A 26,036-nucleotide genomic window follows, 5' to 3' on the forward strand; every position below is an offset into this window, starting at 1 on the left:
AGCAGCCCATGGAAGGCTCATGCCGCATGATCGATGAATTCGCGAAGGACAATCTGCACGGGAGACTGCGGCGGGACCGCAAGGCGCTGCTCTGGAAACTCGACGGCTTGTCCGAATACGACGCCCGCCGACCTTTGACAGCGACCGGGACCAACCTCCTCGGCCTGGTCAAACACGTGGCCACCGTCGAGGCCAGGTACTTCGGCGAGGTCTTCGACCGCCCTTCCCCGGAACCGCTGCCCCGATGGCAGGACTACAACGGCAGCGATCTATGGGCGACCGAGGACGAGACCCGCGATCAGATCATCGGGTTCTGCCGGCGCACGTGGGAACACTCGGACGCGACGATCAACGAGCTTCCCCTCGACGCCCCCGGCCACGTGCCGTGGTGGCCGGAGCCTTATCCCAACACGAACCTGTTCGCCACCATGGTCCATGTCCTCGGCGAGACCAACCGGCATGCCGGGCACGCCGACATCCTGCGCGAGGGCCTCGACGGCCGGACCGGGGTGCGCCCCGAACACGAGAAGCAGATCGACGAGGAAGCCCGTACAGCCTACTGCGCGAAGATCGAGCAGGCCGCCAGGTCGGCCGCACCAATCAAGGCTTAGTTAGACATACCAGGCAGCCTGACATCAGCTCCCCTACCGGCGCTTGCGATTTCCGAGCACCCGGCCACCTGATATGCCCGCGTCACCCGATGTGGGCGTTCAGTCCACGCCTTCGTCGTCCTCGTCCAGCTCGGGCGCGTCCGGGTCGCGCAGCGGGCGCAGGGCGCCGGCCGCCGGGGTCGAGGCGGTGAAGCTGTAGCGGCCGAGCAGGTTCAGGTTGCGGTGCTTGAGCGGGGAGAGCCGGGTGATGTCCTCCTCGCGGATCTCGTGGCCCTCGGCCTGGAGCTGGGCGACGGCGGCGTCGATGTAACGGGTCGTCCAGAGCACGATGGCGTTGAGGACCAGGCCGAGCGAGCCGAGCTGGTCCTCCATGCCGTCCCGGTACGCCTGGTGGATGGTGCCGCGCTTGCCGTGGAACACGTCCCGGGCCAGCTTGTGGCGGGATTCCTGGACGGTGAGCTGCCGGTTCATCTGCCTCCGGTAGGTGCCGTCGACCGGGTCGACCACGCGCGCAGGTGCTCGGTCCTGGCGATCCGCCCGTACTCCGCGAACGCCGCACCCAGCGGAGTCGGGCGCCCCTCGCGTCCGAACATGCGCAGCAGGTCGTAGGCGCGGACCTGGTTGGTGACCAGGGAACCGGCGACCTTCAGCGTGTCCGGCCAGTGCGTGATCACCTTGTTTCAGGTTCACGCGGTTGCGGGCCGGGTCTTCCAGCGCGCCGTAGCTGCCCGTCTCGACGCCGGGCATCGTGGCCCGCCAGAACCGCTGGTCGTCCAGGTCGCGGAACCGCGGGCTGAAGTTGTAGCCGAGGATCTTGAACAGGCCGAACACCATGTCGGAGTAGGAGGCGTTGTCAGTGGCCACCGTCTCCGGCTTCACCCCGCCGTCCAGGTTCAGCAGCGCGTCCAGGATGTGCAGGGAGTCGCGCGGGGTGCCGGGGACGACCATCTGCCCGATGCCCGCGACCTGGTCGTTTACTGCGTTGAGCCAGGTGATGCCCCGCTTGAACCCGAAGTACTTCGGCGACGGCGCCGCGCTGACGGTCCGGACGGGGACGACGAACCGCAGTCCGTCGACCGAGGCGAGCAGGCCCTCGCCCCAGAACTTCACGACGGGCACGGCGGCCTGGGCCTCGATCAGCCGCGCGTTCGCCGCGGCGATGGTGTCGGCGCGCAGGCAGTACTGGTCGACGTGCACGAGCCGGGCCCGTGTGAGCACCTCGTAGCCGGGATTCACCACCGGGCCAGGCCGATGTTGCACGCCTAGGACACCAGCAACGCGACCACCGAGGTGGACAGGTCCTTCATCCGGGTGGTGCCGTCGCCGAGGTGGACGAAGTCGTCGAGGAAGCTGGTCCAGGCGTTCACCTGGAACAGCAGGTCCGGCAGGTCGATCTTCGGGAGCATCCGCTCGACCCGGCGGCGCAGCCAGGTCAGGGACTTCGGCTCGCCGAGCGCGCCGAGCTTGTCGACGTTCAGCTTCACCCGCCCGTCGTCCTGGACCTCGATGGAGACCTTCGCCGTCGGCCCCGCCTCCTCCAGGCGCTCGGCGAGCTGCTTCCACCCTGCGTCCAGGCCCCGCACCAGCTCCGCCAGATGTTCCTCCACGGGCATGTCCAGGCTCAGCCCGGCCAGCACGTCCTCTTCGACGGCCGCCCACTCAGGCCCGTCCAGCAGGCGGGCACGCGGGTCGGACCAGCGGTGCGAGGGCGCCCCCACTCCGTGTCCTCGTACGGGTGGTAGCCGTAGGCGTCCCGGATCTCCCACGCGTGGTCGTACAGCGTCTGACGCCGCTCGGTGTACCGCTTGACCACCGACGGGTCCTTGATGCCAAGCTGCGCGGCCAGGTGCTCGACCACCGGCCACGGCACCGCGAGCGGGTCCTCCAGGAACAGGCCGACGTACCGCACCGTGCACATCTGGAGCGCGAAGCCGAGCTGGTGGTGCTTCGTGCGCCGCAGGGCGATCAGGTCCCGGTCCACGTCGTCCAGGAAGAAGAACCGCTCCAGCTCGGGGCTTGTCGGCTCCTCGGCGAACGTCCCGTACGCCTCGGCCTGCTCATCACTCAGAAATTCCACCGGCACGAGCCGGACCGTAGCCAGCACCGGAGCAGGCCCGGAAGCGTTTCACCGGACCCCAGCGGCGAAGTGGATCACTGTGCTGGCCGACCATGATCGTTCTCACCGATAACCGCTGTACCGATGTTCCCCGAGGCCGGATTACTGACCGCACTTCGGTCGGGCCGACGCGTGAGCAGCGCGTGAGAGGCCGGCCCGGATACACAGCCCTGGTTGTCAAGCGAGCAGGGTGGAGCGGTGGCCACTTGCCATCGCTGTGGGCACCGCTCCGGGAGCCCGGGGCACCGCCTCCAACACGGAACTTGAGACCTGCGCGGTCGTCTACGCGGCGAAGCCGATGTTGGTGACGTACTCGTACTGACCCCACTGAGACCCCAGGTCGACGATGACGTCCTCCCAGGCGTCGTCCAGACCCTGATGGTCGCCGGATGCCCAGGCCTCGACGATGCGGTCCCAGCGGCGGACGTTCATCGTGCGGTACTCCACCATCCGCTGGAGCGGTCGCGGCACCTGCGACTGGTTCAGCGGATGGATCTCCACCCGCGTCCCACCATCGGCGTTCAGGCGCCGCAGGAGATGCCGGGCGACGTTCTGGCGGCGGACCTGGCGGTAGGCGGCGTCGATGCGTTCCAGGTTGGCGTTCGACGGCCGGCGCTTCTCCTCCAGCCACGCCTTCAGCGTGCGGTCGGTCACCGTCAGCCCGGCGTCCCTGGCCGCCCTGCGGCTGTGTTCCGTCCTCGTGAGGTAGTGCAGGCGCGCCATCAGACCACGCTTCACGGTCACCGGAGTGACGATGCCGCCCGACAGCTCGTCGAGCTTGCGTGCGACGGCGTCACTGCCCTTGATGCCCCGGGCGCCGAACTTCCCGAAGTCGATGGTCCTCTCAGGCATCTACGCCTCCTCTCCCGGCAGATCCCCGATGTTCCCGGCGCTCCCGGTGACCTCGGCGTCCTCGGTTTCGTCGCTGCCCGCGGTGTAGGTGTCCTTCATCTTGACCTCGGTCACGCCGCGCCCTTCGGGGAAGACACGGTGCCAGTCACCGATCACGTGGAGCTCGTCGGTGCCCATCGCGCGTACGACGGTGAGCCCCTCGTCGTGGGCCTTGAGGGCTTTCAGCCAGAGGTTGGAGAACGCCTGGCTGCGGATGATGTGCATCCAGTCCGGGCGGTAGAGCTCCCGGTTGTAGTTCGACTCCCCCATCGTGGAGACGAACTTCGAGTACATCGCCTTCACGTACTCCAGCGTCACCTCGTCATCGGCGGCGATCGCCGTGTCCCTGGCCTCCTTGAGGGCGACGCGGAACTTCTCCAGCAGGTTCTCCGTGGCCCCGGACGTGTACGACTCGTGGATCTCCGGGGGCGCGCACAGGGCGTGCTTCGGGCCGGAGAGACGCAGCAGGAGGCGCAAGGTCGGTTCGGTGACCCACAGCGGGCCGGGCTCGTCCCGGTTGCCGATCGGGTTGGGCAGCACCGCCCCGTGTTCCCATGCGGGCGGGGTGATGAGGTGGACGCCGGCGCGGCGGCGGTCGTGGGCGAATCCGGCGCTGTGTTCCAGCTGGCCGAGCGGGAGGTGGGTCTTCAGAGCGGAGAGGTAGGCGCCGTTGATGTCGAGTGCGGTCACCTCGTGGCGGCCGGGCGGCAGTTCGCGGCGGGTCCACTTCGGGCGCGCCTCCCAGATCCGGTCCGCGCCCTTGGAGGTCTGCTTGCGCAGGATGTCCGGGATCCACGGGTGCGCGACGATGTCGTACCGCGCGCCCTTGCGGGTCTCGTCGAGCAGCCGCATCGCGTCCGGGATCGCCCGCTTCAGCAGCGCGGCGAGGGCGGCTTCGACGTCGCCCCGGTGCTCGGCGAGCGCCGCCTGAACCGCCTGCCCGATCAGGTCCCCGGGCCCGGACTCCTCCTGGAACGCACGCTTGGCCGGGCCGCGGGAGGGCCGGGCGGGGGGCGGGGTGGGCGGCGTCGCGGTGGACGGTGCAGCGGCGGGCCGCTCGACGGTGGACGGCGTCGCGGTGGACGGCGCGGCGATCGGCTGCGTCGCGGTGGACGGCGCGGTGGTCGCGGGGCGGCAGTCGGACGGGTCCAGGTGCTGGGCGAAACCCGCCACCCGGTGTCTGGCCGGTGCTCCGCACAGCACACACGGCTCGGCGGCGGCGAGCGACTCCACCTCGTCCCCGGCCTCGCTCTCGTCCCCGCCCTTGTCCTCCACGGGCGCCGCTTCCGGCTCCGTCCCGGCGGTGAGCTTGGCGGCCAGTCCGTCCAGCAGATACGCGTACTTGGCGCGGATCTCGTCCGACGGGTCGCGGCCGCCCTCCCACGCACCGACGGTGCTGGGGCTCACGCCGAGCGCTCGGGCCACCTGGGCCTTGGAGAGCCTGGCCTGCTCCCGCAGCTCACGCCGGACGTCCGGCGGTGGGAGTTCGGCCTGCGGACCGACGTCCGCGAGGAGCGCGTCGATGGCGTCGAAGTCACTCACCGGAGCGCTCCCTTCGCGGCGACTGGAAAGTCATGGGGCCCGTCAGATGTAGGTGACGGGGTTACGGGACAGATGCGGGCTACTGGTCGGGCGGCCGACGCGGGGGTCTTCACGCAGGAGTTCGCCCTCAAGAGCGTAGCGGTCACCATGCTTGGAGATGCCGATGATCCTGGCGACCGCGAGGACCGTGCCTTCGGTGTTGATGATCTGCACCTCGTCCTGCGACAGGGCCCGGTCGGCGTTGAACTTCCAGATGCCCCGGCCTGCTTCCCACGCCTCGTCCTCGCTCATGCCCCGGCGCCACCCGAGGGTGGTCCGCATCAGGCGGTCGTCCCGGGCCGCCGCGCGCTCGGCACCGATCTGGATCTGCAGCACCCGTCCACCTCCCGGCGGAATACTGTTCAACTTGTTGGAAAGTTACCATGCACGCCGTCGGAGTGGGGCGCGGCGGGCAGCGGCGAGCCGTTCGGCGCGTCACGAAGGAGCCGGACCACCGCCCGGAGAAACTCTCGCCATGACCGACGCAGCGAAAGCAGTCCTCGAAGGCGGACCCGACGACCTCCCCGACCGGATCGTCCCCCTCGCTACACCCGGACCCGACATCAAGATCCCGTTCCGTGGCGGGTACGAACACTTCAGGTCCACGGCACGCCACCGGGAAACGGCCGAGGGGCAGTTGCCCGTCTACGAGTGGTGGGAGCGCACGGAGGTCCCTGGGTAAGCCTCTCCGGGAGACCCTCTCAGACGTCCTCCGCCGCGTCACGGGGCAGGAGGCGCCGGCACAGCTCGCCGATCAGCTCACTCGCGGAACCCGCGAGGACGTCCTGCACGGTGAGGTCGTCCACGATCATGCCGTACGCGGCGAGGTACAGCAGGATGACGTCGACACGGTCACCGGGCAGACCCGCGTCCTGGTGGAAGCGGCTGTTCTCCTCCAGCGCCGCGCGAAGGATCTTGTAGAGCTCGGCACCCAGTTCGGGGCGGCGGACACCCTCCGGGCGCAGCTCCATCATGGCGAGATAGCTGCTGCGGTCGGCTTCCATGCGCTGGTGGACCTCGCGCAGCAGTTGCGCGACCAGTTCGGGGGACGACGGGACGGCCAGGGTCTGGGCGGCCTCGGCCGGGTCCGACCGCTTCCCAAGCCCGGCACCCGACGGTGACCAGGACGGGAACACAGCACAACAGAGCACAACACAGGCCGCGGATGGCCGGTGTCGGTCGGCACAACACGACCACCGGATGATCAGTCCGGGACACCGGCCGCTCCGCGGCCATGCAGTTTCAGGCAGTAGGCCAGGCGACCCAGCGCGACCCAGCCCGGCCCAGCGTGGCTGTGCACAGCTCGTTGTCAGCGGAATGTTCACAAAGAACACGACCAGCAGCGCCCCCACATACCGTCAGCCGCTGCCCAGAACCACTGTCCGGGACGATGTCGCCAAGGGCAGGACGATCTGCGAGGCACCGCTCCTGCGGTACTCCTGCGGACTGACCCCCCGCACCCTCTTGAAGGCCGAGCTCAGCGCGAACGCGCTGCTATAGCCGACCTGATGCGCCACCGTGGCAACCGTCGCGTCCGATTCGCGCAGCAGATCGGCGGCCACGGCGAGCCGCAGGGTGGTCAGGTAGGTCATCGGCGGCTCCCCCACGACCTCGGTGAAGCGGCGAGCGAGGCCCGCCCGGGAGACACCGACCTTGCGGGCCAGCGATTCCACCGTCCACGCGTGGGCCGGATCACCGTGCAGAAGCCGCAGTGCGGGCCCCACCCTGGCGTCGGACCGGGCGTGGTACCAGGCCGGCGCACCGGCGTCCGGCTCGGCGAGCCAGGCGCGCAGCACATTTACGAAGAGCAGGTCGAGGAGGCGGTCGAGGACCAGCTCCTGTCCCGGCTCGTCGCGGCCGATCTCCTCGGCCAGCAAGGGTACGAGCGGGGTGTCGTCGAGGTCGGCGGGCAGCACCAGGAGGGTGGGCAGGGCGCCCAGCAGCCGGCGGCCGATCTCGCCGGGCGCCTGGTACGTGCCACTGAGCATGACGGACGAGCCCTGCCCGAGCGGGTCCCCCCAGGTCCGCACCCCCAGGGCCATGGTGTCGGTGACGTCCTCGCCGACGGTGGTGCTGCAGCGCTGATCCGGGCCGACGGTGATCTGGACGGGGGTGTCCTGCGCGTCGGCGATCGTGTACGGGTCGGGGCCGCGCAGCACGGCGATGTCGCCGGGACCGATGAGGGCCGGCACGCCGCCGTCGGGCATCACCCAAGCGCTGCCCCGGACCATGGTGGCCAGGGAGATCGGAGCGCGGTCCTCGACGCGGAGCGACCAGGGCGGGTCGAAGACCGACTTGAGCAGGAAGGCGCCGCGCGCCTTCGGCCCGTCCAGGAGTCCGGTGAGCACGTCCATGTGGTGATCCCCATTCGGCTTGAGGGCGCGGCGCCGGTCCGAATCCGTACCAGGCACTCTCCGATGGTGCCGGGTGCTGCTGCCGGGCGTTGTCAGACGTTCCAGACGCCGGTGGCGGCAGCATCCTTCGCGAAGGCCGAGAAGTCGCGCGGCTTGCGGCCGAGGACCTCCTCCACGCCGTTGACGACGCCGGCGTTGCGCCCGTCGAGGATCAGGGTGAACAGGTCGGCGAACTCGACAGGCAGCCCATTCTCCCGCAGGCCCGCCCGGTAGTCGTCGAGGGCGACCGGGGTGTACGTGATCTCCCGGCCGGTGACCTGTGACAGTTCGGCGGCCACATCGCGGAAGCTCAGCGACCGGGGCCCGGCCAGCTCGTACGTCCTGCCGATGTGCTTGTCGTCGGTGAGGGCGGCGGTGACGACTTCGGCGACGTCGTCGATGTCCACGAACGGCTCGACCGCGTCGGCGGTCGGCAGCGCGAGTTCACCGGCGAGGACGGGCTCCAGGAAGAAGCTCTCGCTGAAGTTCTGGTTGAACCAGCTGGCCCGTACGACGGTCCAGTCGGCGCCCGACTCCTTGAGCTTGTTCTCGCTGTTGACCGCGCCCTCTTCACCACGTCCGGAGAGCAGTACCAGCCGGCGCGCGCCCTTCTTCACGGCGAACTCGGAGAAGGCGCCGATGGCTTCCGCGGCTCCGGGGAACCCGAGGTCGGGGTAGTAGGTGACGTAGACGGCACCGACGCCGTCGAGCGCCGCGTCCCAGGTGTCGGGGTCCTCCCACACGAAGGGAAGTTCGGCGTTGCGGGATCCCACACGCACCGGCAGCCCCTGTGCGGTGAGCCGCTCCGCCACGCGGCGCCCGGTCTTTCCGGTGCCGCCGATCACCAGGATCGTCTTCGGATCGGCCCGCTGAATGTTCTGCTCAATGTTCTGCTGAGTGCGCTGCTGAGTGCTCTGCTGAATGTTCTGTTCGTTCGTCATGCCGATCAGTCAACGCCTGTCCGGCGAGACGAACCATAGCCACAACGCTCAATTCCATACGCGTGCGTCTACGGACGGCTCCGGAGCCGTCCCGGTTGACGAACGGTGAACGTGGACGACAGCGCCCGAAGGATCAGGCGTCGCCCTTGAGACGGTCGCGCTGGATCCGGTGCGCGAGGGTACGACGCACGGAGGCCGATGCGGTGGCAGGGGTAGTGGTGGCGGTAGTGGGCTTCGGGGGGACGTCGAGGCCGCGGCTGATCCTGTCGTACGCGTCCTGGTAGCTGCCGGGCACCGTCGCCCGGTGCAGTCGCAGGTCCTCCTCGACGAGGCGTCGCAGCTCATCGACGTTCTCGGGAGTGAAGCGCTTCTTGCCCCGGGCGATGGCGTCGACGTAGCGGGTGCAGCGGGCGGTGTCGCCGAGGGTCTCCGAGATCTCCTCGGCAAGGGCCCACAGGCGCCCTTCGAGCCATGGGGTGTCGTGCTGGTCGAGGGAGAGCGCCATCGGGGACGGCGGTTCGTCGTCCAGCCGGTATTTCGCCATCTGCTTGGACACGGCGGGCTGACTCATGGCCGCGAGCCGGGCGATCCTGTCCTGCGTCCAGCCGAAGCCGATGAACAGCTTGATCATTTCGGCGCGCAGCTTCCGCATCTCCTCGCCCGCGCGAATGACCTCGTTCATGTCGGCGAGCAGCCGCCCGGCCTGTTCCTCGGTCAGCGCCCCGGGCATCGGGTGCGTGCTCTCTTCGCCTGCCATGAGTCGGTTATACACCCCGCTCCCTCCAAGTTATAACCGGGTTGTACAACCTCGTTATAAATGACATGGTCCCTGCCATGCCCACCTTCTTCGCACCTGACGGGACCCGACTCGCCTACCGCATCCACGGAGACGGCAATAGTGACGGCGATGGCTATGGCGATCGCCGTATCGACGGCGATCGCGACCCGGTCGTCTGCATCCCCGGAGGTCCCGCGGACTCCCGCTACCTCGGTGACCTCGGCGGCCTGTCCGCGCACCGCCGGCTGATCGTCCTGGACCTTCGCGGCACCGGACGGTCCGCGATCCCCGACGACACCTCCTCCTACCGCTGCGACCGCCTCGTCGAGGACGTCGAGGCCCTGCGCACCCACCTCGGACTCCCCCGGATCGATCTGCTCGGCCACTCGGCCGGAGCGAACCTCGCGACGCAGTACGCGGCGCGTCACCCGAAGAACGTCGGCAGGCTCGCCCTGATCGCCCCTGGCACCCGGGCCCTCGGGGTCTCGATCACCGGGGAGACGCGACGTGAAATCGCTCGGCTTCGCAGGGACGAGCCGTGGTTCCCGACCGCGTACGCCGCCCTGGAGGCGGTCACCCAGGGAACCGGCAGCGACCGGGAGGCCATCAGCCCCTTCTTCCACGGCCGGTGGGACGCCGCGGCGCGGCAGCACGAGGCGTCCAGTCGGCCGGACAACGAGGAGGCCGTCGCCCTCTTCGCAGCCGAGGGGGCCTTCACGCCGGACGACACTCGTGCGGCGCTCGCCGGCTTCGAAGCCCCCGTACTGTTGCTCGCCGGAGAGTTCGACGTGAACAGCCCGCCCCGGTCGGTGGCCGAGGCGGGCGAGTCGTTCCGCGACGCCGTGCTCGTCGTGCAGCCGGGGGCAGGTCACTACCCCTGGCTCGACGACGCGGACCGGTTCACGGCAACCGTCGCAGCGTTCCTGGGGTGACGGGGGTACGCACAAGCCCGGGTAATTCCCGTACTCGCGCACTCGCGCGGTGCCACTGCCCCGTGGCACCGCGCGAACCGCTCCTACTCCCGCGCGAACCGCTCGAACGCTTCGCGCAGAGCCGCGCTCATGGCGGCACTGCCCTTGTGGCCCGAATCCTCGATGACCACGAGTTCCGAGCCGGGCCAGGCATGGGCAAGTTCCCAAGCCGTGTCGAGCGGTGCGCTGATGTCGAGGCGGCCGTGGATCAGGACACCGGGGATGCCCGCCAGACGTCCCGCGTCACGGATCAACTGCCCCTCCTCCAACCAGGCTCCGTGCGCGAAGTAGTGCGAGCAGATCCGTACGAGCGCCAGTACGGCCCGGGGCGGCCTGCCGCCGTACGGGTTGGGCGTGCCGTTCGGCTCCGCGGAGACCACCGCGTCCTCCCAGGCGCACCAGTCGGTCGCGGCCTTGACCCGTACGTCCGGGTCGGGGTCGCCCATGAGCCGCGCGTACGCCCCCACGAGGTCACCGTCACGGTCTGCCTCGGGGACACCGTTCCGGAATCGCTCCCACGCTTCCGGGAAGAACCGGCCCGCACCCCGGTAAAGCCAGTCGATCTCGTAGCGGCGGGTGCTGGTGACAGCGGCGAGGACGATCTCCGACACCCGCTCCGGATGCCGCTCGGCATACGCGAGACCGAGCGTGGACCCCCAGGATCCGCCGAACAGCAACCACTTTTCGACACCGAGGTGTTCGCGCAATTGCTCCATGTCCGCGATCAGATGCTCGGTGGTGTTGAGCTTCATGTCGGTGGTGGGGTCGGCAGCATGGGGTGTGCTCCGGCCGCAGCCACGTTGGTCGAAGAGGATGATCCGGTAACGCTCCGGGTCGAAGGACCTGCGCGCGCCCACCGAACAGCCCGAACCGGGGCCGCCGTGCACGACGAGAGCGGGCTTTCCGTCGGGGTTTCCGCAGGTCTCCCAGTAGATGAGGTTTCCGTCGCCGGTGTCGAGCATCCCGTGGTCGTAGGGATCGATCGGCGGGTACGAGGCCGTCATGTCCGGTTCCCCTTCATCGAGTTCGTCGTAGACACAAGGTCGTGGACACAAGCTGGACAGCTTACGCTCGTGTCGATGTCGTCACCTGTTTGACCGGTGACGAATCGCGTGGAACAGTCATCTCGCCCGGGCACCGCGGCGCCGCCCGGGACGGCCGCCCGGCAAAGCTCGCGTCCACTCCACCGCCACACCCATGTCCGCACTTCGACGTCAGCATCCCGGCGTCCGTACTTCGACGCCGGCCCTCGACGTCTGCACTTCGACGTCGGCATCCCGGCGTCCGCACTTCGACACGCACGGAGGGCTTCAGATGATCAACAGGCGCACCTTCAGCAAGGCCCTGGGGCTGGGCACCGGCACGGCCGCCGCCACGCTGGCGGGCCTGGCAGGCTCCCCGGCCGCGTCCGCCACCGCACAAAGCGGGACCGCCGGGACACCTGTCACGCCCACGGCCGGACCCGGTTCGCTCACGCCCTTCGCGGCCCCGAAGCAGGTCAGGGCCGGTCTGCTGAACGTCGGCTACGTCGAAGCGGGCCCGGCCCACGGCCCCGCGGTCATCTGCCTGCACGGCTGGCCCTACGACATCCACAGCTTCGTCGACGTCGCTCCGCTGCTGGCGGCGGAGGGCTACCGCGTGATCGCCCCCCACCTCCGGGGCCACGGCACGACGCGCTTTCTCTCCGCCCGCACCTTCCGCAACGCCCAGCAGTCGGCGATCGCGCTCGACATCATCGCCCTCATGGACGCCCTCAAGATCGAGAAGGCGGTGCTCGCGGGCTTCGACTGGGGGTCTCGGACCGCCGGCATCATCGCGGCCCTGTGGCCGGAACGCTGCAAGGCCCTGGTGTCGGTGGGCGGTTACCTCATCACGAACCTCGCGGCCAACCTGGAGCCGCTGACGCCGACGGCCGAGCACGCCTGGTGGTACCAGTACTACTTCGCCACGGAGCGGGGCCGTAAGGCCATGGAGGACCCGACGAAGCGGCACGACCTGAACCGTCTGGTCTGGGACACCGTCTCCCCGACCTGGGACTTCGACGACGCCACTTTCGAGCGCACGGCCGCATCCTTCGAGAACCCCGACTACGCCGACATCGTGATCCACAACTACCGCTGGCGGCTGAGCCTCGCCGACGGCGAGCGCCGTTACGACCGCTTCGAGGAGCGGCTCGCCACGCGGCCGGTCATCGAGGTGCCGACCATCACCCTCGACGCCGAGCGCGACCCCTTCACCGCACCGGGCGACGGATCCTCGTACCGCGACAGGTTCGCCGGTGCCTACGACCACCGCGCCCTGAAGGGCATCGGCCACAACCTGCCGCAGGAGGCGCCCGTCGACTTCGCACGGGCGGTCGTCGACGTGGACCGCTTCTGACGACGCCGTCGCCCAGGCCACAGCTACAACCGCAGCCATGGCTACAACCGCAGCCACAGCCACCACCTCAGCAGCCACCTCAATTCGTCACCGGCTTGACAGGTGACGCACGCGGTGTGACGCTGATATCAGCCCAGCGCCACAGCGCGATCCGCCACCGATCGAGCGGAGTCCGGCCATGCACACCTCAGACACTGTGAACACCACCGCCGCGAGCACCACCGCAGCCGTGAACACGACCGCAGTCGCGAACACCGAGAACACGACGGACAGTGCCGCGGCGGCCCGGCACGAGCGGTTCGGGAAGCTGCCCGAGCGCGTCCCCTACCAAGACATGGTCGAGGTGAAGCCCGCTTCGCCGAAGGAGTCCGTGAGGGATGCGTACGACCCGGAGGCCTCGTGGATGTCCTTTTCCTGCCTGGCCGCCGACCTCGGTCTGTAGCCGGTCGTCGCCGTCCGTCCGCCCCTCGCGCGTCCTCTCGCCCAGCCCCTCGCCCGGCGAATAAATCGCGAGGAGCCGCCGAGGGGCTGCTGCTAAGCTCGCGAAAACGTTGATCGTGTATCGAGGAGACCAGACATGGTGGGTGACGACGACATCTCGGGGTGAGACCCCGATCTGTCAGGCCACCGGCCGATGCCCAGGAGCATCGCCGTCGTGGCCGTTCAGTCGTCCCCTTCTTCCATGTCCCGGGCAGCAGTCCGTGCCTGCCCGTATCTCATTCGAGGTCTCTCCATGTCCGACGCCGCCATCATCTGCTCGAACCTGTCCTTCGCCTGGCCCGACGACACCCCGGTCTTCGACGACCTCTCCTTCACCATGGGCAGCGGCCGGACGGGCCTGGTCGCGCCCAACGGCTCCGGCAAGAGCACCCTCCTCAAGCTGATCGCCGGCGAACTGCGGCCCGGCACCGGTTCCGTGTCCGTGGGCGGCACGCTCGGCTACCTCCCGCAGAGCCTCCCCCTGACCGGTGATCTCACGGTGGCCGAGGTCCTGGGCGTCGCCGAGGTGATCCGGGCCCTGGACGCCGTGGAGTCCGGGGACGTGGGCGAGGACCACTTCACGACCATCGGCGACGACTGGGACATCGAGGAACGCACCCGCGCCCAGCTGGACCGGCTCGGCCTCGCCGACCTCGCCCTCGACCGGAGCCTGAACACGCTCAGCGGCGGCCAGGTCGTCTCGCTCGGCCTGGCCGCCCAGCTGCTGAAGCGACCCGACGTACTGCTGCTCGACGAGCCGACCAACAACCTCGACCTCGACGCCCGTCACAAGCTCTACGACGTGCTGGAGGACTGGAACGGCTGCCTGCTGCTGGTCAGCCACGACCGGGCACTGCTCGACCGCATGGAGCGCATCGCCGAACTCGGACGCGGCGAACTGCGTTTCTACGGTGGCAACTTCACCGAATACGAAGAGGCCGTACGGGCCGAGCAGGAGGTCGCCGAGAAGAACATCCGCAACGCCGAACAGGAGCTGAAGCGGGAGAAGCGGGAGATGCAGCAGGCCCGCGAACGCGCCGAACGCCGCGCGAGCAATGCCGCCCGCAACCTCAAGAGCGCGGGCCTGCCACGCATCTTCGCCGGAAACATGAAGCGCGGCGCCCAGGAGTCGGCGGGCCGGTCGGGCCAGCTGCACTCGTCCCGGGTCACCGATGCGAAGGCCCGGCTGGACGAGGCGGGACGCGCCCTGCGCGACGAGCAGCGCATCACCCTGGACCTGCCGGACACCGATGTGCCCACCGGACGCACACTCGTCCTCGCCGAGCAGATGCAGGTACGCCACGGCGGACGGGCCCTGTTCGCCGAAGCGGGCGTCGACCTGACGGTCCGTGGCCCCGAACGCATCGCGCTGACCGGTCCCAACGGCTCCGGCAAGACCACACTGCTGCGGCTGCTCAACGGCGAACTGGAGCTGGACAGCGGGCAGATCAAGCGGGCCGACGGCCGGATCGCCTACCTCTCGCAGCGGCTGGACCTGCTGGACCTCGACCGAACCGTCGCCGAGAACTTCACCGCTTTCGCACCGCACCGGACCGAGGCGGAGCGGATGAACCTGCTTGCCCGCTTCCTCTTCCGGGGCCCCCGGGCCCATCTCCCGGTCGGGGTGCTGTCCGGCGGCGAGCGGTTGCGCGCCACGCTTGCCTGCGTGCTGTGCGCCGAACCGGCTCCGCAGCTGCTGCTCCTGGACGAGCCGACGAACAACCTCGACCTGGTGAGCGCGGGCCAGCTGGAGAGCGCCCTGGGCTCGTACCGGGGAGCGTTCGTGGTGGTCAGCCACGACGAGCGTTTCCTCGCCCGGATCGGCGTGGACCGGTGGCTGCGGCTGTCCGGCGGCGAGCTGACGGAGACCGGAGCGCCCGATACGGGAGGTCCGGAGGCGTGAACCGCTGATGTGCCGACCGGGCCCGCGCCCGAGGTGGGTGACCACCCGGCGGGCCGAACATCGATCACATCAGGTGGAACACCATGTCCCGACCGGCCCTGCTCGCCCACGACATCGTCCGCACCCTGGGGACCGCACGGATCCTCGACGGCGTCTCCCTCACCGCCTCCCCCGGCCACCGCATCGGGCTGATCGGGGAGAACGGCGTCGGCAAGTCGACGCTGCTGCGTCTGCTCGCCGGGGTGGACGAACCCGATGCCGGGAGCGTCACACGCCCGGCCGACCTGGGCTTTCTGCACCAGGAGCTGCCTTTCGACAACGCTTCGACTATCGCCGACGTCCTGGACGAGGCGCTGTGCGAGGCCCGCGACGACCTGGCCGAGCTCGAACGTCTCACCGAGCGGCTCGCCCACGTACCGCAGGACTCCTCCGACTACGCCGGACTGCTCGACGCGTACGGCCGACGGCTCGAACAGGCCCAGGAGCGGGAGGTCTGGGACGCGGACCGGCGTGCCGCGATCGTGCTCGACGGGCTCGGTCTCGGCGCGCTCCGGCACGACCGGGCGCTCGGTTCCCTCTCCGGCGGGCAGCGCGGCCGGCTGGCGCTGGCCGCGCTGCTGGTCCGGCGCCCTTCGGCACTGCTGCTGGACGAGCCGACCAACCATCTCGACGACGGCGCCGCCGCGTTCCTGGAGGAGCAGGTACGCGGTCTGCCCGGGGTCGTCGTGGTGGCCAGCCACGACCGGGCCTTCCTCGACGCCGTCTGCACTGATCTGGTCGATCTCGACCCGGCCGTGGACGGCCCGGTCCGCTACGGCGGCAACTACAGCGCTTACCTGGCCGAGAAGCGTGCCGAGCGGGAGCGCTGGGAACGGCGGTACGCCGAGGAACAGGAGGAGCTGGCGGCGCTGCGCCACTCGGCCGGTGTGACCGCGCACCGCGTAGCGCCAGACCGGGGGCGGCGCGACAACGAGAAGATGGGTTACGGCCACCGGGGCGGCCGGGTGCAGAGCCAGGTCTCGCGGCGGGTGCGCAATGCCACCCGCAGGCTGGACGGGCTGGAGCGCAGCCGGATCGGTGAGCCGCCGCAGCCGCTGCGCTTCCACGGGACCGCTCTCGCCGTCACCGCGCCCGCCGAGGATCTGGTGGAGGACGCCCTCGTCTCCCTGCGCGATGTGCATGTGCCGGGCCGGCTGACCGTCGAGCGCCTGGACGTACCGGCGACCGGGCGCCTCCTCGTCACGGGAGGCAACGGCACGGGCAAGTCGACACTGCTGTCCGTGCTCGCCGGGCGGCTCGCGACCGAGGGCGACGTACGACGGCGGCAGGGGCTGACAGTGGGACTGCTGGCCCAGGACACCGTGTTCGGCAGGCCCGACCGGACCGGGCGTGAGACCTACGAGTGCTCGCTCGGCGCCGATCGGGCCGAGGCGGTCCCGCTGGGCTCGCTGGGTCTGCTGCACGAGGCGGATCTGGACAAGCCGGTCGGCCGGCTGTCGGTCGGTCAGCGCCGCCGGCTCGCGCTGGCGCTCCTGGTGGCGCGTCCGCCGGAGCTGCTGCTGCTCGATGAGCCCACGAACCACTTGTCCCCGCGGCTGTGCGACGAGCTGGAGGACGCCCTGGGCACGGGGGCCGGCGCGATCGTGCTGGCCAGCCACGACCGTTGGCTGCGCGGGCGCTGGCAGGGACGCGAGATCCGGCTGGGCTCCGGCGGGTAGCTGTGGACGGCAATTGCGGGCGAGGGCACGGGGAGGGCCGCCGGTCCGGTGGGGGGCGAATCTTGCCGCCCCCGCCGGTCCGGTGGGGGCGGGGGCAAATCTTGCCGACCCGATAGTCACCTGCCAGAATGGTGATGTGAATCTGGATCACGTCTTCGTATGCGGAAACCCGGCGCTCGACTTCGCCGCGACACTCCGGGCACGGCGCTCGGTGCGGTTCGAGATGTTCGTGACGCCGGAGCGGCTGCGGGCGTGGTACCTGGAATCCGGCATCGTCGACGCGGTCTCCCCGGGCGACCGGGCCGACGTCGATCGCGCGACGACCGTACGGGAGGCCGTCTACCGACTGGTCACGTCCCGCCGGCTCGGCGAGGAGTACGACGACGAGGCACTGGACGTACTGAACGGCGCGGCACGCAAGCCCCCCGCGACACCGCAGCTCACCGCCTCGGGGCGCTGGACGGAAGCGACGCCGGACGAAGCCCTGTCCACCGTGGCACGCCATGCGGTCGAGCTCCTGAGCGGGCCGGACGTACCCCTGCTCAAGGAGTGCGGCAATCCCGAGTGCACCCGTATCTACATCGACCGCTCCCGGGGCATGCGACGGCAGTGGTGCGGCATGGAGTCCTGCGGGAACAAGATCAAGGCGGCCGCCTACCGCGCACGCAAGAAGAGCGCGCACACCACGGCCGCCACGCGGTAACGGCCGGCCGGAGGAACAGGGCGGAGGCGGGCCCGGCCGAAGCCGGGGATCCGGGGCGTCCCCGCTCGGCCTTCGACCTCGCCGCAGCCAAGCCCGAACCGTCCGGCCCGGAGCCGGAGACCGTTCCGGCCTACCTGGCCGATGCCGGCGACCACGACGCCCTGCCCGACGCCTTTCTGGACGCACACGGCGATTGGGAGAAGCGGCGGACCTGGTCGGACGAGACAACCCACGCCATCCACGAGTCCCAGTTCCAGTTGGACCGGTTTGGGCTCGACCTCCCGCGCGTGCGGGAGATCGCGTCGCAGATGGATGGGGGCACGGTCATCAAGCACGTCCGCCGAACAGCCCGTATCGGAACCGGCTTTGTGCGGCCTCGGTTCCGAAATGGTCTCTGCCCTCGACCGGCTCAGTGAGCCGGTCGAGGGCAGAGAGCAGGCTCAGCCGGGGGTGACGGTATACGTGAAGGACTGGGAGGAGTCACTGCCGCCGGGGCCGGTGACGGTGACGGGGACCGTGCCCGTGCCGCCTGGGGAGTAGGCGACGATGGTGCTGTCGTCGATGATGTTGTAGGAGGTTGAGTCGGGGCCGTACGACACATCGACGACATCGCTCAGGTTGGTGCCGGTGATGTTGGAGGCCGTTCCGCCGTAGTCCGGTCCGGTGATGGGAGTCATGCCGGTCACCGTCGGGGCGCCCACATAGGTGAAGGTGAGCCCGTTGGTGGTGCCGCCCTTGGTCGTGACACTGACTCCGACGATCTGGGGGGTGGTCACGGGCGGCACCGTGACGTTCAGCGTGGTGTCGTTCACCACTGTGGGAACCGCGGTGTTGGAGCCGAAGGACATCGACGTGGCCGTCGTCAGACTCGCACCGGTGAGGGTGACCGGGATGCCGCCGAGTGGCCCCACGGTCGCACTGAGACTCGATTTGGACGGGAACGTGATGTAGTAGTACCAGACCGGGGATGTCGTGCCGCCCGGCGTGGTGACGATGACCTGGGCCGCGGCATTGTTCGAGGGTGCCACAGCGGTGATCTGGGTGGCGCTGTCGACCACGAACCCGGCCGACTTGGTTCCGAACTGCACACTGGTGGCGCCCGTGAAGTTCGTTCCGGTGATGACGACCTGGTTACCACCTGAGGTGGGTCCCTGGTTCGGATTCAGAGTGACCACGACGCTTCTCCTTCGCACTGCGTGCTTTCTTCCCGGAAAAGGCGACCCCGCATGCGGAAGTACGACTGGGCCTATGAGCGTCGGCGCCATATCAGTGAAGGCGGATCCTCGCGCAGGGCATCCCTTGTACGAAAACTGAACCAGGCATTCCACGAATGAAGTAGGGCTCATATGATGCAATCAGTGGTGAATGCTATAATATGAATTACTTCCTGAAGTGGCGAACTGTGCGCCCGAGCGCCCCGGTTGACCCCTTATATCGAGTCACGGCGGGTGGGACGATCCATGGAACACATGGAATCGACTCCTGAGATCATGAGCGCCAGGTTATTGAATCCCAGGCCCTGGACTCCTCAACTCGCTCTGACACTCACCGAATCCGGGAGTTCGGTCGGGAGGAGCCAGCATGTCCGCTTTGAAAGCCCCGCCGGTTGTCCAGCAGTTCGGGAGTCCCCCGGCCGCCGCCATGGCCGCCGCCGAAACGATCCCGGTAGGACCGGCACCCCACTCCATCGCCATGCGGCCCGACGGTCTGCGCGCCTATGTGACCAACTCGGGTGCCGACACGTTGAGCGTGATCGACACCGCTGCCGGTGCTGTCACCACCATCAGCGTGGGGGCCGGCCCGTGGGACGTGGCGGTCACCCCCGACGGTCTGCTCGTCTACGTGACGAAGCCCGGCTCGGGGACCGTCGGCATCGTCAGCACGGCCACCAACACCCTCATCGGTACCGTCAGCGGCCTCACCGCGCCGCGCGGGCTGGCCGTCACGCCCGACGGAGCCCATCTCTACGTCGCGAACTCCGGCGCCCATACGGTGAGCGTCATCAGCACTGCCACCAACGCCGTCACCGCCACCATCACCGTGGGGAACAGCCCACAGGCCGTCACAATCCGTCCCGACGGGCTGCGCGTCTACGTCACCAACTCCGCCGACGGCACCGTGAGCGTGATCAACACGCTCAGCAACACGGTCACGGCCACTGTGACCGGCTTCAACGTGCCCCTGGGCGTGGCTGTCACCCCCGACGGGGCCCACCTGTACGTGGCGAACTCCGGCGGCACCACCGTGAGCGTCATCAGCACGGCCACCAACACCGTCACCGCCACCATCACCGTCGCGACCAGCCCGGTCTATCTGACCGTCTCCCCCGACGGGACACTCGTCTACGCGACAATGACCGGCGCGGGTTCGCTGACGGTGATCAACCCGAGTGCCAACACCGTCGCCGAAACGCTCCCAGGCTTCGTCGAGCCCCACGAAGTGGCGACCACACCGGACGGTGGCTACCTCTACGTCGTCGACCACGGCAACAACACGGTCGGTATTCTGAGAAGGCCCGCCAGCATCTCCCCCAACATCGGCCCCCGTGGCGGCGGAACGACTGTGATCATCAAAGGCCGGGGCTTCCTCGGGACCACCGCCGTCCGCTTCGGGACTCGGCAGGCCAAGAGCTTCGCCGTGGTGAGCAACACCACGCTGACTGCCATCACCCCTTCCACCATCAGATCATCCGTACCGATCACCGTGACCGCCAGCGGCGGAACAGCGATCATCGGCCATTTCTTCTACCGACGGCTGCCTGTCCTGACCCAGATCTCCTCATCCGTCGGATCGACGAACGGGGGAAACGTCCTCACCCTCACCGGACTCCGATTCATCGGTCTCAAGTACGTGTGGTTCGGCACCGCCACGGCCGTCGCCACCGTCCTTTCCGACACCGCGCTCACCGTCACCGTCCCGGCATCGCCCCTCGCCCACACCGTCCCCGTCTACCTGGTCAACCCAGGAGGCGTCTCCAACAGCCTCTCCTACACCTATGCCGACACCCCCACGATCACCGGCATCAGCCCATCCTCGGGGCCGCGCACCGGAAGCCGCATCGTGAACATCAACGGCACCTCTCTGTCCCAGGTCAACCACATCACCTTCGGCGGCGTCCCGGCCCTCTCGTTCAAGGTCATGTCCGCCAACAAGGTCCAGTCGGTCACACCGCCGACGGCCACACCCGGCCCCGTGGCCGTGGTCGTGACGACCTCCGCCGGCGCCACGTCCACATCCCCCGCTCCGTACACATACACCTGACAGCAGCCGGCTGAAGCTTCTCGACGCGCCGGCCCTGCAGTTCCGAACCGTTGCCGCTTAGGTCGCGCGGATAGGGGCGGTGTTGGTACCCCGGCAGCAGTACAGGCACAGGTCTTGACGATCATGAAGTTGCAACGCTCCGTGATCACCGGGGAGACCTGTGCCTGCACTGCCATCATGGCTGGCCGAACCGCTCTGGAGCCAATTCGCCGCCCTGCTGCCCGAGCGGCCGGAATATCACCCGGACCATCCGCTGGGCTGCCACCGCCCGCGGATCAGCGACCGGATCGTCTTCGACAAGCTGCTGCAGTTCCTGCGGTTCGGCTGCTCCTACCAGGCGATCGCCGACACGATCTGCTCGGCCACCACGATCCGCACCCGCCGCGACGAGTGGATCCGGCTTGGCATCTTCGCCCGGCTCAAACAGATCGCGCTGGAGTCCTACGACCGCATCGTCGGCCTCGTCCTCGACCAGATCGCCGTCGACGGCTCCATCACCAAAGCCCCCGGCGGCGGTGAAGCCGCCGGACGCTCCCCGGTCGCCCGCGGCAAACAGGGCCTGAAACGCTCTGGAATGACGGACGGTTACGGCATTCCGCTGGGCCGCGTTCTGGCTGGAGCGAACCGTCACGACTCCCCGCTGCTCGCCCCGACCCTGGACCGCCTGGACGACCTGGGGCCGCTGCCCGACGGCATTACCGTGCACCTGGACGCTGGCTACGACTCGGACAAGACCCGCGCCCTGCTCGACGAACGCGGCCTGCACGGCCGCATCGCGCACAAGGGTGAGAAGGCACCGATCCAGGCAAGCCAGCGGTGGCATGTCGAACGGACCCACGCCTGGATCGGTGCCTTCTGCCGCCTCGCCCGCTGCTACGAGCGCCGGGCCACCGTCATCGACGCTTTCTTCGACCTGGCCGACACCATCATCACTGTGCGCAGCCTGATCCGTCAGGCATGGACAACCCACCGATGGGACGAACGCCCGAACCGCCGCCCATGACCACACGCCTATCCGCGCGGCCTCTTAGAGTTCCGCCCATGACGACAATAGACAGGGCAACACCGGTGGTTGCATTCACCGGCGCCGTCAAGGAGTTCGGCGCGGTACGCGCCGTCGACGGGCTCGATCTCACCATCGGACCGGGTGAGAGGGTCGCCCTCCTCGGTCGCAACGGCGCGGGCAAGTCGACGGCGATCGGCCTGCTGCTGGGTCTGGACGACCCGACCTCCGGCACGGTGGAACTCTTCGGGCGGGCCCCGAGCCATGCGGTGAGCGACGGCCGGGTCGGCGCGATGCTGCAGGATTCCAAGCCGGTTTCCCGGGTGACGGTGCGTGAACTGGTGTCCTTCGTGACCCGTACGTATCCGAACCCGATGGCAGTCGACGAGGCGCTCGAGCTGGCGGGCCTGACCGAGCTGGCCGGCCGGCGCGCGGACAAGCTCTCCGGTGGCCAGGCCCAGCGGGTCGCCTTCGCGGTCGCGCTGGCCGGGGACCCCGATCTGCTGGTGCTGGACGAGCCGACGGCCGCGCTCGACGTGGAGGCCCGCCGGCTGTTCTGGCAGTCGATGCGCGCATTCACCGACCGCGGCAAGACGGTGTTGTTCTCCACGCACTATCTGGAGGAGGCGGACCAGAACGCCGACCGGATCGTCGTCATCGACCGCGGTCGGCTGATCGCCGACGGCAGCGGCGCCGACATCAAGCACACGGTGGGGTCCAGCATGGTCTCCTTCACCGCGCCGGACGGGCCACTGCCGGACGAACTGGCCGCGCTGCCCGGTGTTCTGTCGGTCGAGGTCGTCGACGGCCGGGTGCGGCTGCGTACTTCGGACTCGGACGCGACAGTGAGTGCCCTGCCGGGCGTGATGACGCCACGGGGGGTCTCGAAGTCGCCCCGGCGGGCCTTGAGGACGCGTTCCTGGCCCTGACGGCGCACCACTCGGGTCGTGACGCGCGCCGCCCGTCCGCCCCCTCCGCCTCGTCCGGTTCCGCTGCCCAGACCCCGAAGGCAGGCGCGTGATGGCCAGTTCGATCGCCCTCGTTTCCAGCTACGTCAATCTTGAGCTGCGTCGTACGTTCCGTGACACGGGCTTCGTCATCTTCGGCATCGGCACTCCGGTGCTGATGTACATCATGTTCACCAATGTCGGCGGCGGTTCCGGCGGAACGGACGACTGGGCCGTGACCGCGATGGTGGGGCTGGCCGCGTACGGTGCGCTGAGCGCCGGGCTCAGCTCGGGCACGGCGGTCGCCGAGGACAAGGCCGTGGGCTGGCTGCGGCAGCTGCGGATCACGCCGCTGTCCCCGGCGCAGGTGGTCCTCGGGCGTGCGGTGACCGGCTCGCTGATGGTGCTTCCGGCAATCGTGGTGGTCCTGCTCACGGCCATGATCATCAACGGTGTGCGGCTGGATGCCTGGCAGTGGCTCGTGCTGACGCTGCTGCTGTGGGTCGGCTCACTGCCGTTCACCATGCTCGGGATCGCCAACGGCTACCAGCTCTCCTCCCAGACCACCAACGTCACGAACATCGTCTGCAACCTGGCGCTCGCGCTGGTCGGCGGGCTGTGGTTCCCCATCACCGAGTTCCCGGGCTGGATGGCCTCGGTGGCCAAGTGGACGCCGGGTTACCGCTTCGGCGAACTGGGCTGGAACACGACGGACGGCGTGGCGCCGAGCGTGACGGGCATCGCGGTGCTGGCGGCCTGGCTGCTGGTCTTCGGCGCGTACGCGGCCTATGCCTACCGCCGCTCGGGCCGCAAGGCGTAGGACTCGTATTCTCCGCTGCCACAGCCAGGTGCTGTAAGGCTTGCCGGGCAGCCGCTCCTTCTCTCCCGCGCCCGCGACCGCCCCCGAAGGAGCCCCACGCCAGGGCCTGGTCCTGTCCGCCGGAATACCGGCGGACAGGACCAGGAGGCCGGGCGGTCCCGGGTGCCGGGTCGGTGCCGGGCGATCCCGCCGGCTCGGCGGGCCTCCCCACCGCCATGCCGCAGCCCCCCGACGTCGCCCCTCGACACGGAATCCAGAGCGGCAAACCAGCCACGCGGTTTTCTTCCCTGCGGATGACCTCATCTGCACCACCGCACTACCGCCAGTAGTGGGGGCTGCCCGGAAAACCGCTCCCGGCGCCGCCGCCACCCGACCGGGTGACCCTCCGCGCCACCCGCGCGCGCCCGGGACCTGGCCCGCCCCTCGCGAGCACGGAAAGCAAAGCCCTGGCGGGCGAGCGTGAGGGAACGGTAGAAGTTGAACGGGTGGTATGTATCTTTGGCGTCCCGCGAGGAACTCACACTTTCTCGCCACCGTCGTTTTGGGGGAAAGATGACTGCGGCAGCAACCCAGCTTGCTCACCCGCTCACGAACGAGGCACCCGTACGGGACGGCCAGACGGCTCCGGCGATCCCACCGCCGCTGTTCCGCTTCCCGTCCCTGACGACCACGGTGCCCAAGGAGTTCGTGCACCGGGCGGCCGTCGCCGAAGTCATACTCACCGATTGGAAGCGCGAGGACGACACCCACTTCAAGGTGACGGCCCAGTGGCCTCGCGGACACAGCTTCTTCAGCCCCATAGACGGCCACCACGACCCGCTGCTGGCAGCGGAAACGATCCGTCAGGTGGGCTCGCTCCTCGCGCACGCGGAGTTCGGCGTTCCGCTCGGCCATCAGTTCCTGATGTGGGGCCTCGAGTACGCGGTCGAGCCCGACCAGATCCTCATCGGCGACACACCCGCCGCCCTCGGCATCGACGTCATCTGCACCGAGGTGAAATGGCGCGGCGGCACCCTGGCCGGACTCCGCTACGAGGCCGTGATCCACCGTGACGGCAAGCCGGCCGTGCGGGGAAGCGCCTCCTACACCTGCACCACACCGGCCGTGTACCGCAGGCTTCGGGGCGGCCGCTGCACCCCTGAAGGCCCGTCCCAGCTCCCCCTCACGGCCCCCGTCTCACCCCGGAGCGTCGGACGCATGTCGCCCGTCGATGTGGTGCTCGCCCCCTCCAGGGGGACGAATCGCTGGCAGTTGAGAGCCGACACCCGCCACCACGTCCTCTTCGACCACCCGGTCGACCACGTTCCGGGCATGGTCCTCCTGGAAGCGGCCCGGCAGGCGGCGGCAGCAGCCCTCAGAAGTCCCACGATGCTGCCCATCGGCATCTCCAGCGAGTTCCACCGGTACGCCGAACTGGACACACCGTGCAGGATCCAGGCGCAGCACCTGCCAGGCACGGCCGATGGCGTGAATTCGGTCCTGGTGACCGGCCACCAGGACGGGAACCTCGTGTTCACCTCCACGGTGAAGGCGCTGTCGCCCGAGAGCTGATCCGCCCACACCGATGCCTTCACCCCTCAGGAGGCCACTTCGGCAGCGAAGGCATCCGCATGATCCCCGGCCCACTCTCCGAACGACCGGGGCGGCCGCCCGGTCACCTCACGGACCCCGTCCGCCACGGCCGCCTTGGCTCCGTCCCGCTGCCGCTGCGCACTGCTCAGCAACGCATCCGCGAGCTCGGGCGTGTAGCGGCGCAGCAGAGCGGCGTGCGCTTCCTCCGGACCCAGTTCCTCGAATCGCAGCGGCACCCCGAGCACCTGCGCGAGCAGCCGGGTCTGTTCCACCGCGCTGATCGCCTCCGGCCCGGTCAGCGTGTGCACCGCGCTCTCGTGTCCGCCCTCGGTGAGTGCCCGCACCGCCACCTCGGCGATGTCGGACGGGTCGACACACGCGTTGGCCGACGTTCCGTACAAGGCCCGCACCACGCGCTCCGAACGGACCGGCCCTGCCCACGACAGGCAGTTGGACATGAACGAACGAGGCCGCAGCACGGTCCACTCCATCCCGGACCGCCGCAGGAGATCCTCATTGGCACGCTGCCAACGGGTGATCAGGTCGTCGGCCCGCACATCGGTGACCGCCGCCGCGGACAGCTTCACGACGTGGCGCACCCCTGCCTCTCGCGCCGCCCGGAGAAAGACCGCATCGTCGTCGCCTGCGACCCGGTTCGTGACGAGGAAGGCCTTCCGTACCCCGAGCAACGCACGGGCCAGCGAGTCGGGATCGGCGTAGTCGGCGGCCACGGCCTCCGCCTCGGGCCGTGTGACCGTGATGCCTGCGGGGTTCCTCGTCATGAGCCGCAGCGGTACGCCTGGCGGGAAGGAACGCACCACTTCCCGGCCGACCGTCCCTGTCGCACCTGTCACCAGAATCATCGGCACATACCCTTTCCGTCCCGGCCTCCCGACAGGTTCCGGGGAACAGACCGCCGCGCCGCTGTTCGCGGTGTCACCGGCCCCATGGCGCGAATTGATCATGTT

At 69.2% G+C, this 26,036-nt stretch carries 22 protein-coding genes and 2 pseudogenes; 13 read left to right on the plus strand and 11 right to left on the minus strand.

Annotated elements, in window-relative coordinates; all coding sequences use genetic code 11:
- Positions 1-26 precede the first annotated feature (26 nt).
- Positions 27-611, plus strand: coding sequence for a DinB family protein (locus OHA19_RS43790; RefSeq protein WP_331754647.1), 585 nt, complete (start codon positions 27-29; stop codon positions 609-611).
- 99 nt (positions 612-710) lie between these two features.
- Here OHA19_RS43790 and OHA19_RS43795 read toward each other — a convergent pair.
- The 4 genes and pseudogenes from OHA19_RS43795 to OHA19_RS43810 all read right to left on the minus strand — a co-directional run bounded on the left by OHA19_RS43795 (position 711) and on the right by OHA19_RS43810 (position 5,535).
- Positions 711-2,694, minus strand: a pseudogene (locus OHA19_RS43795) (Tn3 family transposase).
- Between the two features lie 315 nt (positions 2,695-3,009).
- Positions 3,010-3,579: a transcriptional regulator gene (locus OHA19_RS43800; RefSeq protein ID WP_331748964.1), complete on the minus strand. Its 570-nt coding sequence runs from the start codon at positions 3,577-3,579 to the stop codon at positions 3,010-3,012.
- Positions 3,580-5,160 (minus strand): helix-turn-helix transcriptional regulator, encoded by a 1,581-nt coding sequence (locus tag OHA19_RS43805; protein ID WP_331748961.1) that lies wholly within the window; start codon positions 5,158-5,160, stop codon positions 3,580-3,582.
- Positions 5,161-5,202: 42 nt separating this feature from the next.
- Positions 5,203-5,535, minus strand: a complete 333-nt coding sequence (locus OHA19_RS43810; RefSeq protein ID WP_331748958.1) for a hypothetical protein — start codon at positions 5,533-5,535, stop codon at positions 5,203-5,205.
- Between the two features lie 139 nt (positions 5,536-5,674).
- On the opposite strand from OHA19_RS43810, the gene OHA19_RS43815 reads away from it, so the two are divergent.
- Entirely contained in the window at positions 5,675-5,881 is a 207-nt protein-coding gene (locus OHA19_RS43815; RefSeq protein ID WP_331748955.1) for a DUF5988 family protein, read from the plus strand.
- 19 nt (positions 5,882-5,900) lie between these two features.
- Here the strand turns inward: OHA19_RS43815 and OHA19_RS43820 are convergent, their stop codons facing one another.
- The 4 genes from OHA19_RS43820 to OHA19_RS43835 all read right to left on the minus strand — a co-directional run bounded on the left by OHA19_RS43820 (position 5,901) and on the right by OHA19_RS43835 (position 9,290).
- Positions 5,901-6,335: a TetR/AcrR family transcriptional regulator gene (locus OHA19_RS43820; RefSeq protein WP_331748952.1), complete on the minus strand. Its 435-nt coding sequence runs from the start codon at positions 6,333-6,335 to the stop codon at positions 5,901-5,903.
- Between the two features lie 222 nt (positions 6,336-6,557).
- Complete coding sequence (locus OHA19_RS43825; RefSeq protein WP_331750650.1) at positions 6,558-7,553, minus strand: AraC family transcriptional regulator; 996 nt, start codon at positions 7,551-7,553, stop codon at positions 6,558-6,560.
- A 92-nt stretch (positions 7,554-7,645) separates the two neighbouring features.
- Positions 7,646-8,533: an NmrA family NAD(P)-binding protein gene (locus OHA19_RS43830; protein WP_405722352.1), complete on the minus strand. Its 888-nt coding sequence runs from the start codon at positions 8,531-8,533 to the stop codon at positions 7,646-7,648.
- 133 nt (positions 8,534-8,666) lie between these two features.
- The gene (locus tag OHA19_RS43835) at positions 8,667-9,290 is read right to left on the minus strand and encodes a sigma-70 family RNA polymerase sigma factor (protein ID WP_405753518.1); all 624 of its coding nucleotides are present in this window, start codon (positions 9,288-9,290) and stop codon (positions 8,667-8,669) included.
- A gap of 77 nt (positions 9,291-9,367) precedes the next feature.
- Here OHA19_RS43835 and OHA19_RS43840 point away from each other — a divergent pair, with 77 nt between their 5' ends.
- Positions 9,368-10,243 (plus strand): alpha/beta hydrolase, encoded by an 876-nt coding sequence (locus tag OHA19_RS43840; protein ID WP_331748945.1) that lies wholly within the window; start codon positions 9,368-9,370, stop codon positions 10,241-10,243.
- Positions 10,244-10,326: 83 nt separating this feature from the next.
- On the opposite strand, the gene pip is transcribed toward OHA19_RS43840, so the two are convergent.
- Positions 10,327-11,286, minus strand: coding sequence for a prolyl aminopeptidase (gene pip / locus OHA19_RS43845; RefSeq protein ID WP_331754652.1), 960 nt, complete (start codon positions 11,284-11,286; stop codon positions 10,327-10,329).
- 310 nt (positions 11,287-11,596) lie between these two features.
- On the opposite strand from pip, the gene OHA19_RS43850 reads away from it, so the two are divergent.
- The 5 genes from OHA19_RS43850 to OHA19_RS43870 all read left to right on the plus strand — a co-directional run bounded on the left by OHA19_RS43850 (position 11,597) and on the right by OHA19_RS43870 (position 17,465).
- Positions 11,597-12,661, plus strand: a complete 1,065-nt coding sequence (locus tag OHA19_RS43850) for an alpha/beta hydrolase (RefSeq protein WP_331748940.1) — start codon at positions 11,597-11,599, stop codon at positions 12,659-12,661.
- A 178-nt stretch (positions 12,662-12,839) separates the two neighbouring features.
- Entirely contained in the window at positions 12,840-13,103 is a 264-nt protein-coding gene (locus OHA19_RS43855) for a hypothetical protein (protein WP_331754654.1), read from the plus strand.
- A 291-nt stretch (positions 13,104-13,394) separates the two neighbouring features.
- On the plus strand, positions 13,395-15,044 hold the full coding sequence (gene abc-f, locus OHA19_RS43860; protein WP_331750646.1) for a ribosomal protection-like ABC-F family protein: 1,650 nt from the start codon (positions 13,395-13,397) through the stop codon (positions 15,042-15,044).
- An 83-nt stretch (positions 15,045-15,127) separates the two neighbouring features.
- Positions 15,128-16,762, plus strand: a complete 1,635-nt coding sequence (locus tag OHA19_RS43865; protein ID WP_331748934.1) for an ABC-F family ATP-binding cassette domain-containing protein — start codon at positions 15,128-15,130, stop codon at positions 16,760-16,762.
- A 136-nt stretch (positions 16,763-16,898) separates the two neighbouring features.
- Positions 16,899-17,465 carry a CGNR zinc finger domain-containing protein gene (locus OHA19_RS43870; RefSeq protein WP_331748931.1) on the plus strand — a complete coding sequence of 189 codons (567 nt, stop codon included), beginning with the start codon at positions 16,899-16,901 and terminating at the stop codon, positions 17,463-17,465.
- A 440-nt stretch (positions 17,466-17,905) separates the two neighbouring features.
- Here OHA19_RS43870 and OHA19_RS43875 read toward each other — a convergent pair whose 3' ends face one another.
- On the minus strand, positions 17,906-18,640 hold the full coding sequence (locus OHA19_RS43875; RefSeq protein ID WP_331748928.1) for an IPT/TIG domain-containing protein: 735 nt from the start codon (positions 18,638-18,640) through the stop codon (positions 17,906-17,908).
- 406 nt (positions 18,641-19,046) lie between these two features.
- On the opposite strand from OHA19_RS43875, the gene OHA19_RS43880 reads away from it, so the two are divergent.
- The 5 genes and pseudogenes from OHA19_RS43880 (at position 19,047) to OHA19_RS43900 (ending at position 25,047) form a co-directional block, all read left to right on the plus strand.
- Positions 19,047-20,726, plus strand: a complete 1,680-nt coding sequence (locus OHA19_RS43880) for an IPT/TIG domain-containing protein (RefSeq protein ID WP_331748924.1) — start codon at positions 19,047-19,049, stop codon at positions 20,724-20,726.
- A 160-nt stretch (positions 20,727-20,886) separates the two neighbouring features.
- Positions 20,887-21,729, plus strand: a complete 843-nt coding sequence (locus OHA19_RS43885) for an IS5 family transposase (RefSeq protein WP_331754656.1) — start codon at positions 20,887-20,889, stop codon at positions 21,727-21,729.
- A 38-nt stretch (positions 21,730-21,767) separates the two neighbouring features.
- Positions 21,768-22,750: pseudogene (locus tag OHA19_RS43890) on the plus strand (ABC transporter ATP-binding protein).
- The gene (locus tag OHA19_RS43895) at positions 22,750-23,496 is read left to right on the plus strand and encodes an ABC transporter permease (RefSeq protein WP_331754657.1); all 747 of its coding nucleotides are present in this window, start codon (positions 22,750-22,752) and stop codon (positions 23,494-23,496) included. Before OHA19_RS43890 ends, OHA19_RS43895 begins: the two are co-directional and overlap by 1 nt.
- Positions 23,497-24,048: 552 nt before the next feature.
- Positions 24,049-25,047: a ScbA/BarX family gamma-butyrolactone biosynthesis protein gene (locus OHA19_RS43900; RefSeq protein ID WP_331748915.1), complete on the plus strand. Its 999-nt coding sequence runs from the start codon at positions 24,049-24,051 to the stop codon at positions 25,045-25,047.
- 26 nt (positions 25,048-25,073) lie between these two features.
- Here the strand turns inward: OHA19_RS43900 and OHA19_RS43905 are convergent, their stop codons facing one another.
- Positions 25,074-25,931, minus strand: a complete 858-nt coding sequence (locus tag OHA19_RS43905) for an NAD(P)H-binding protein (protein ID WP_331748912.1) — start codon at positions 25,929-25,931, stop codon at positions 25,074-25,076.
- Positions 25,932-26,036 lie beyond the last annotated feature (105 nt).

Source organism: Streptomyces sp. NBC_00012 (assembly GCF_045040875.1).
Lineage (GTDB): Bacteria > Actinomycetota > Actinomycetes > Streptomycetales > Streptomycetaceae > Streptomyces.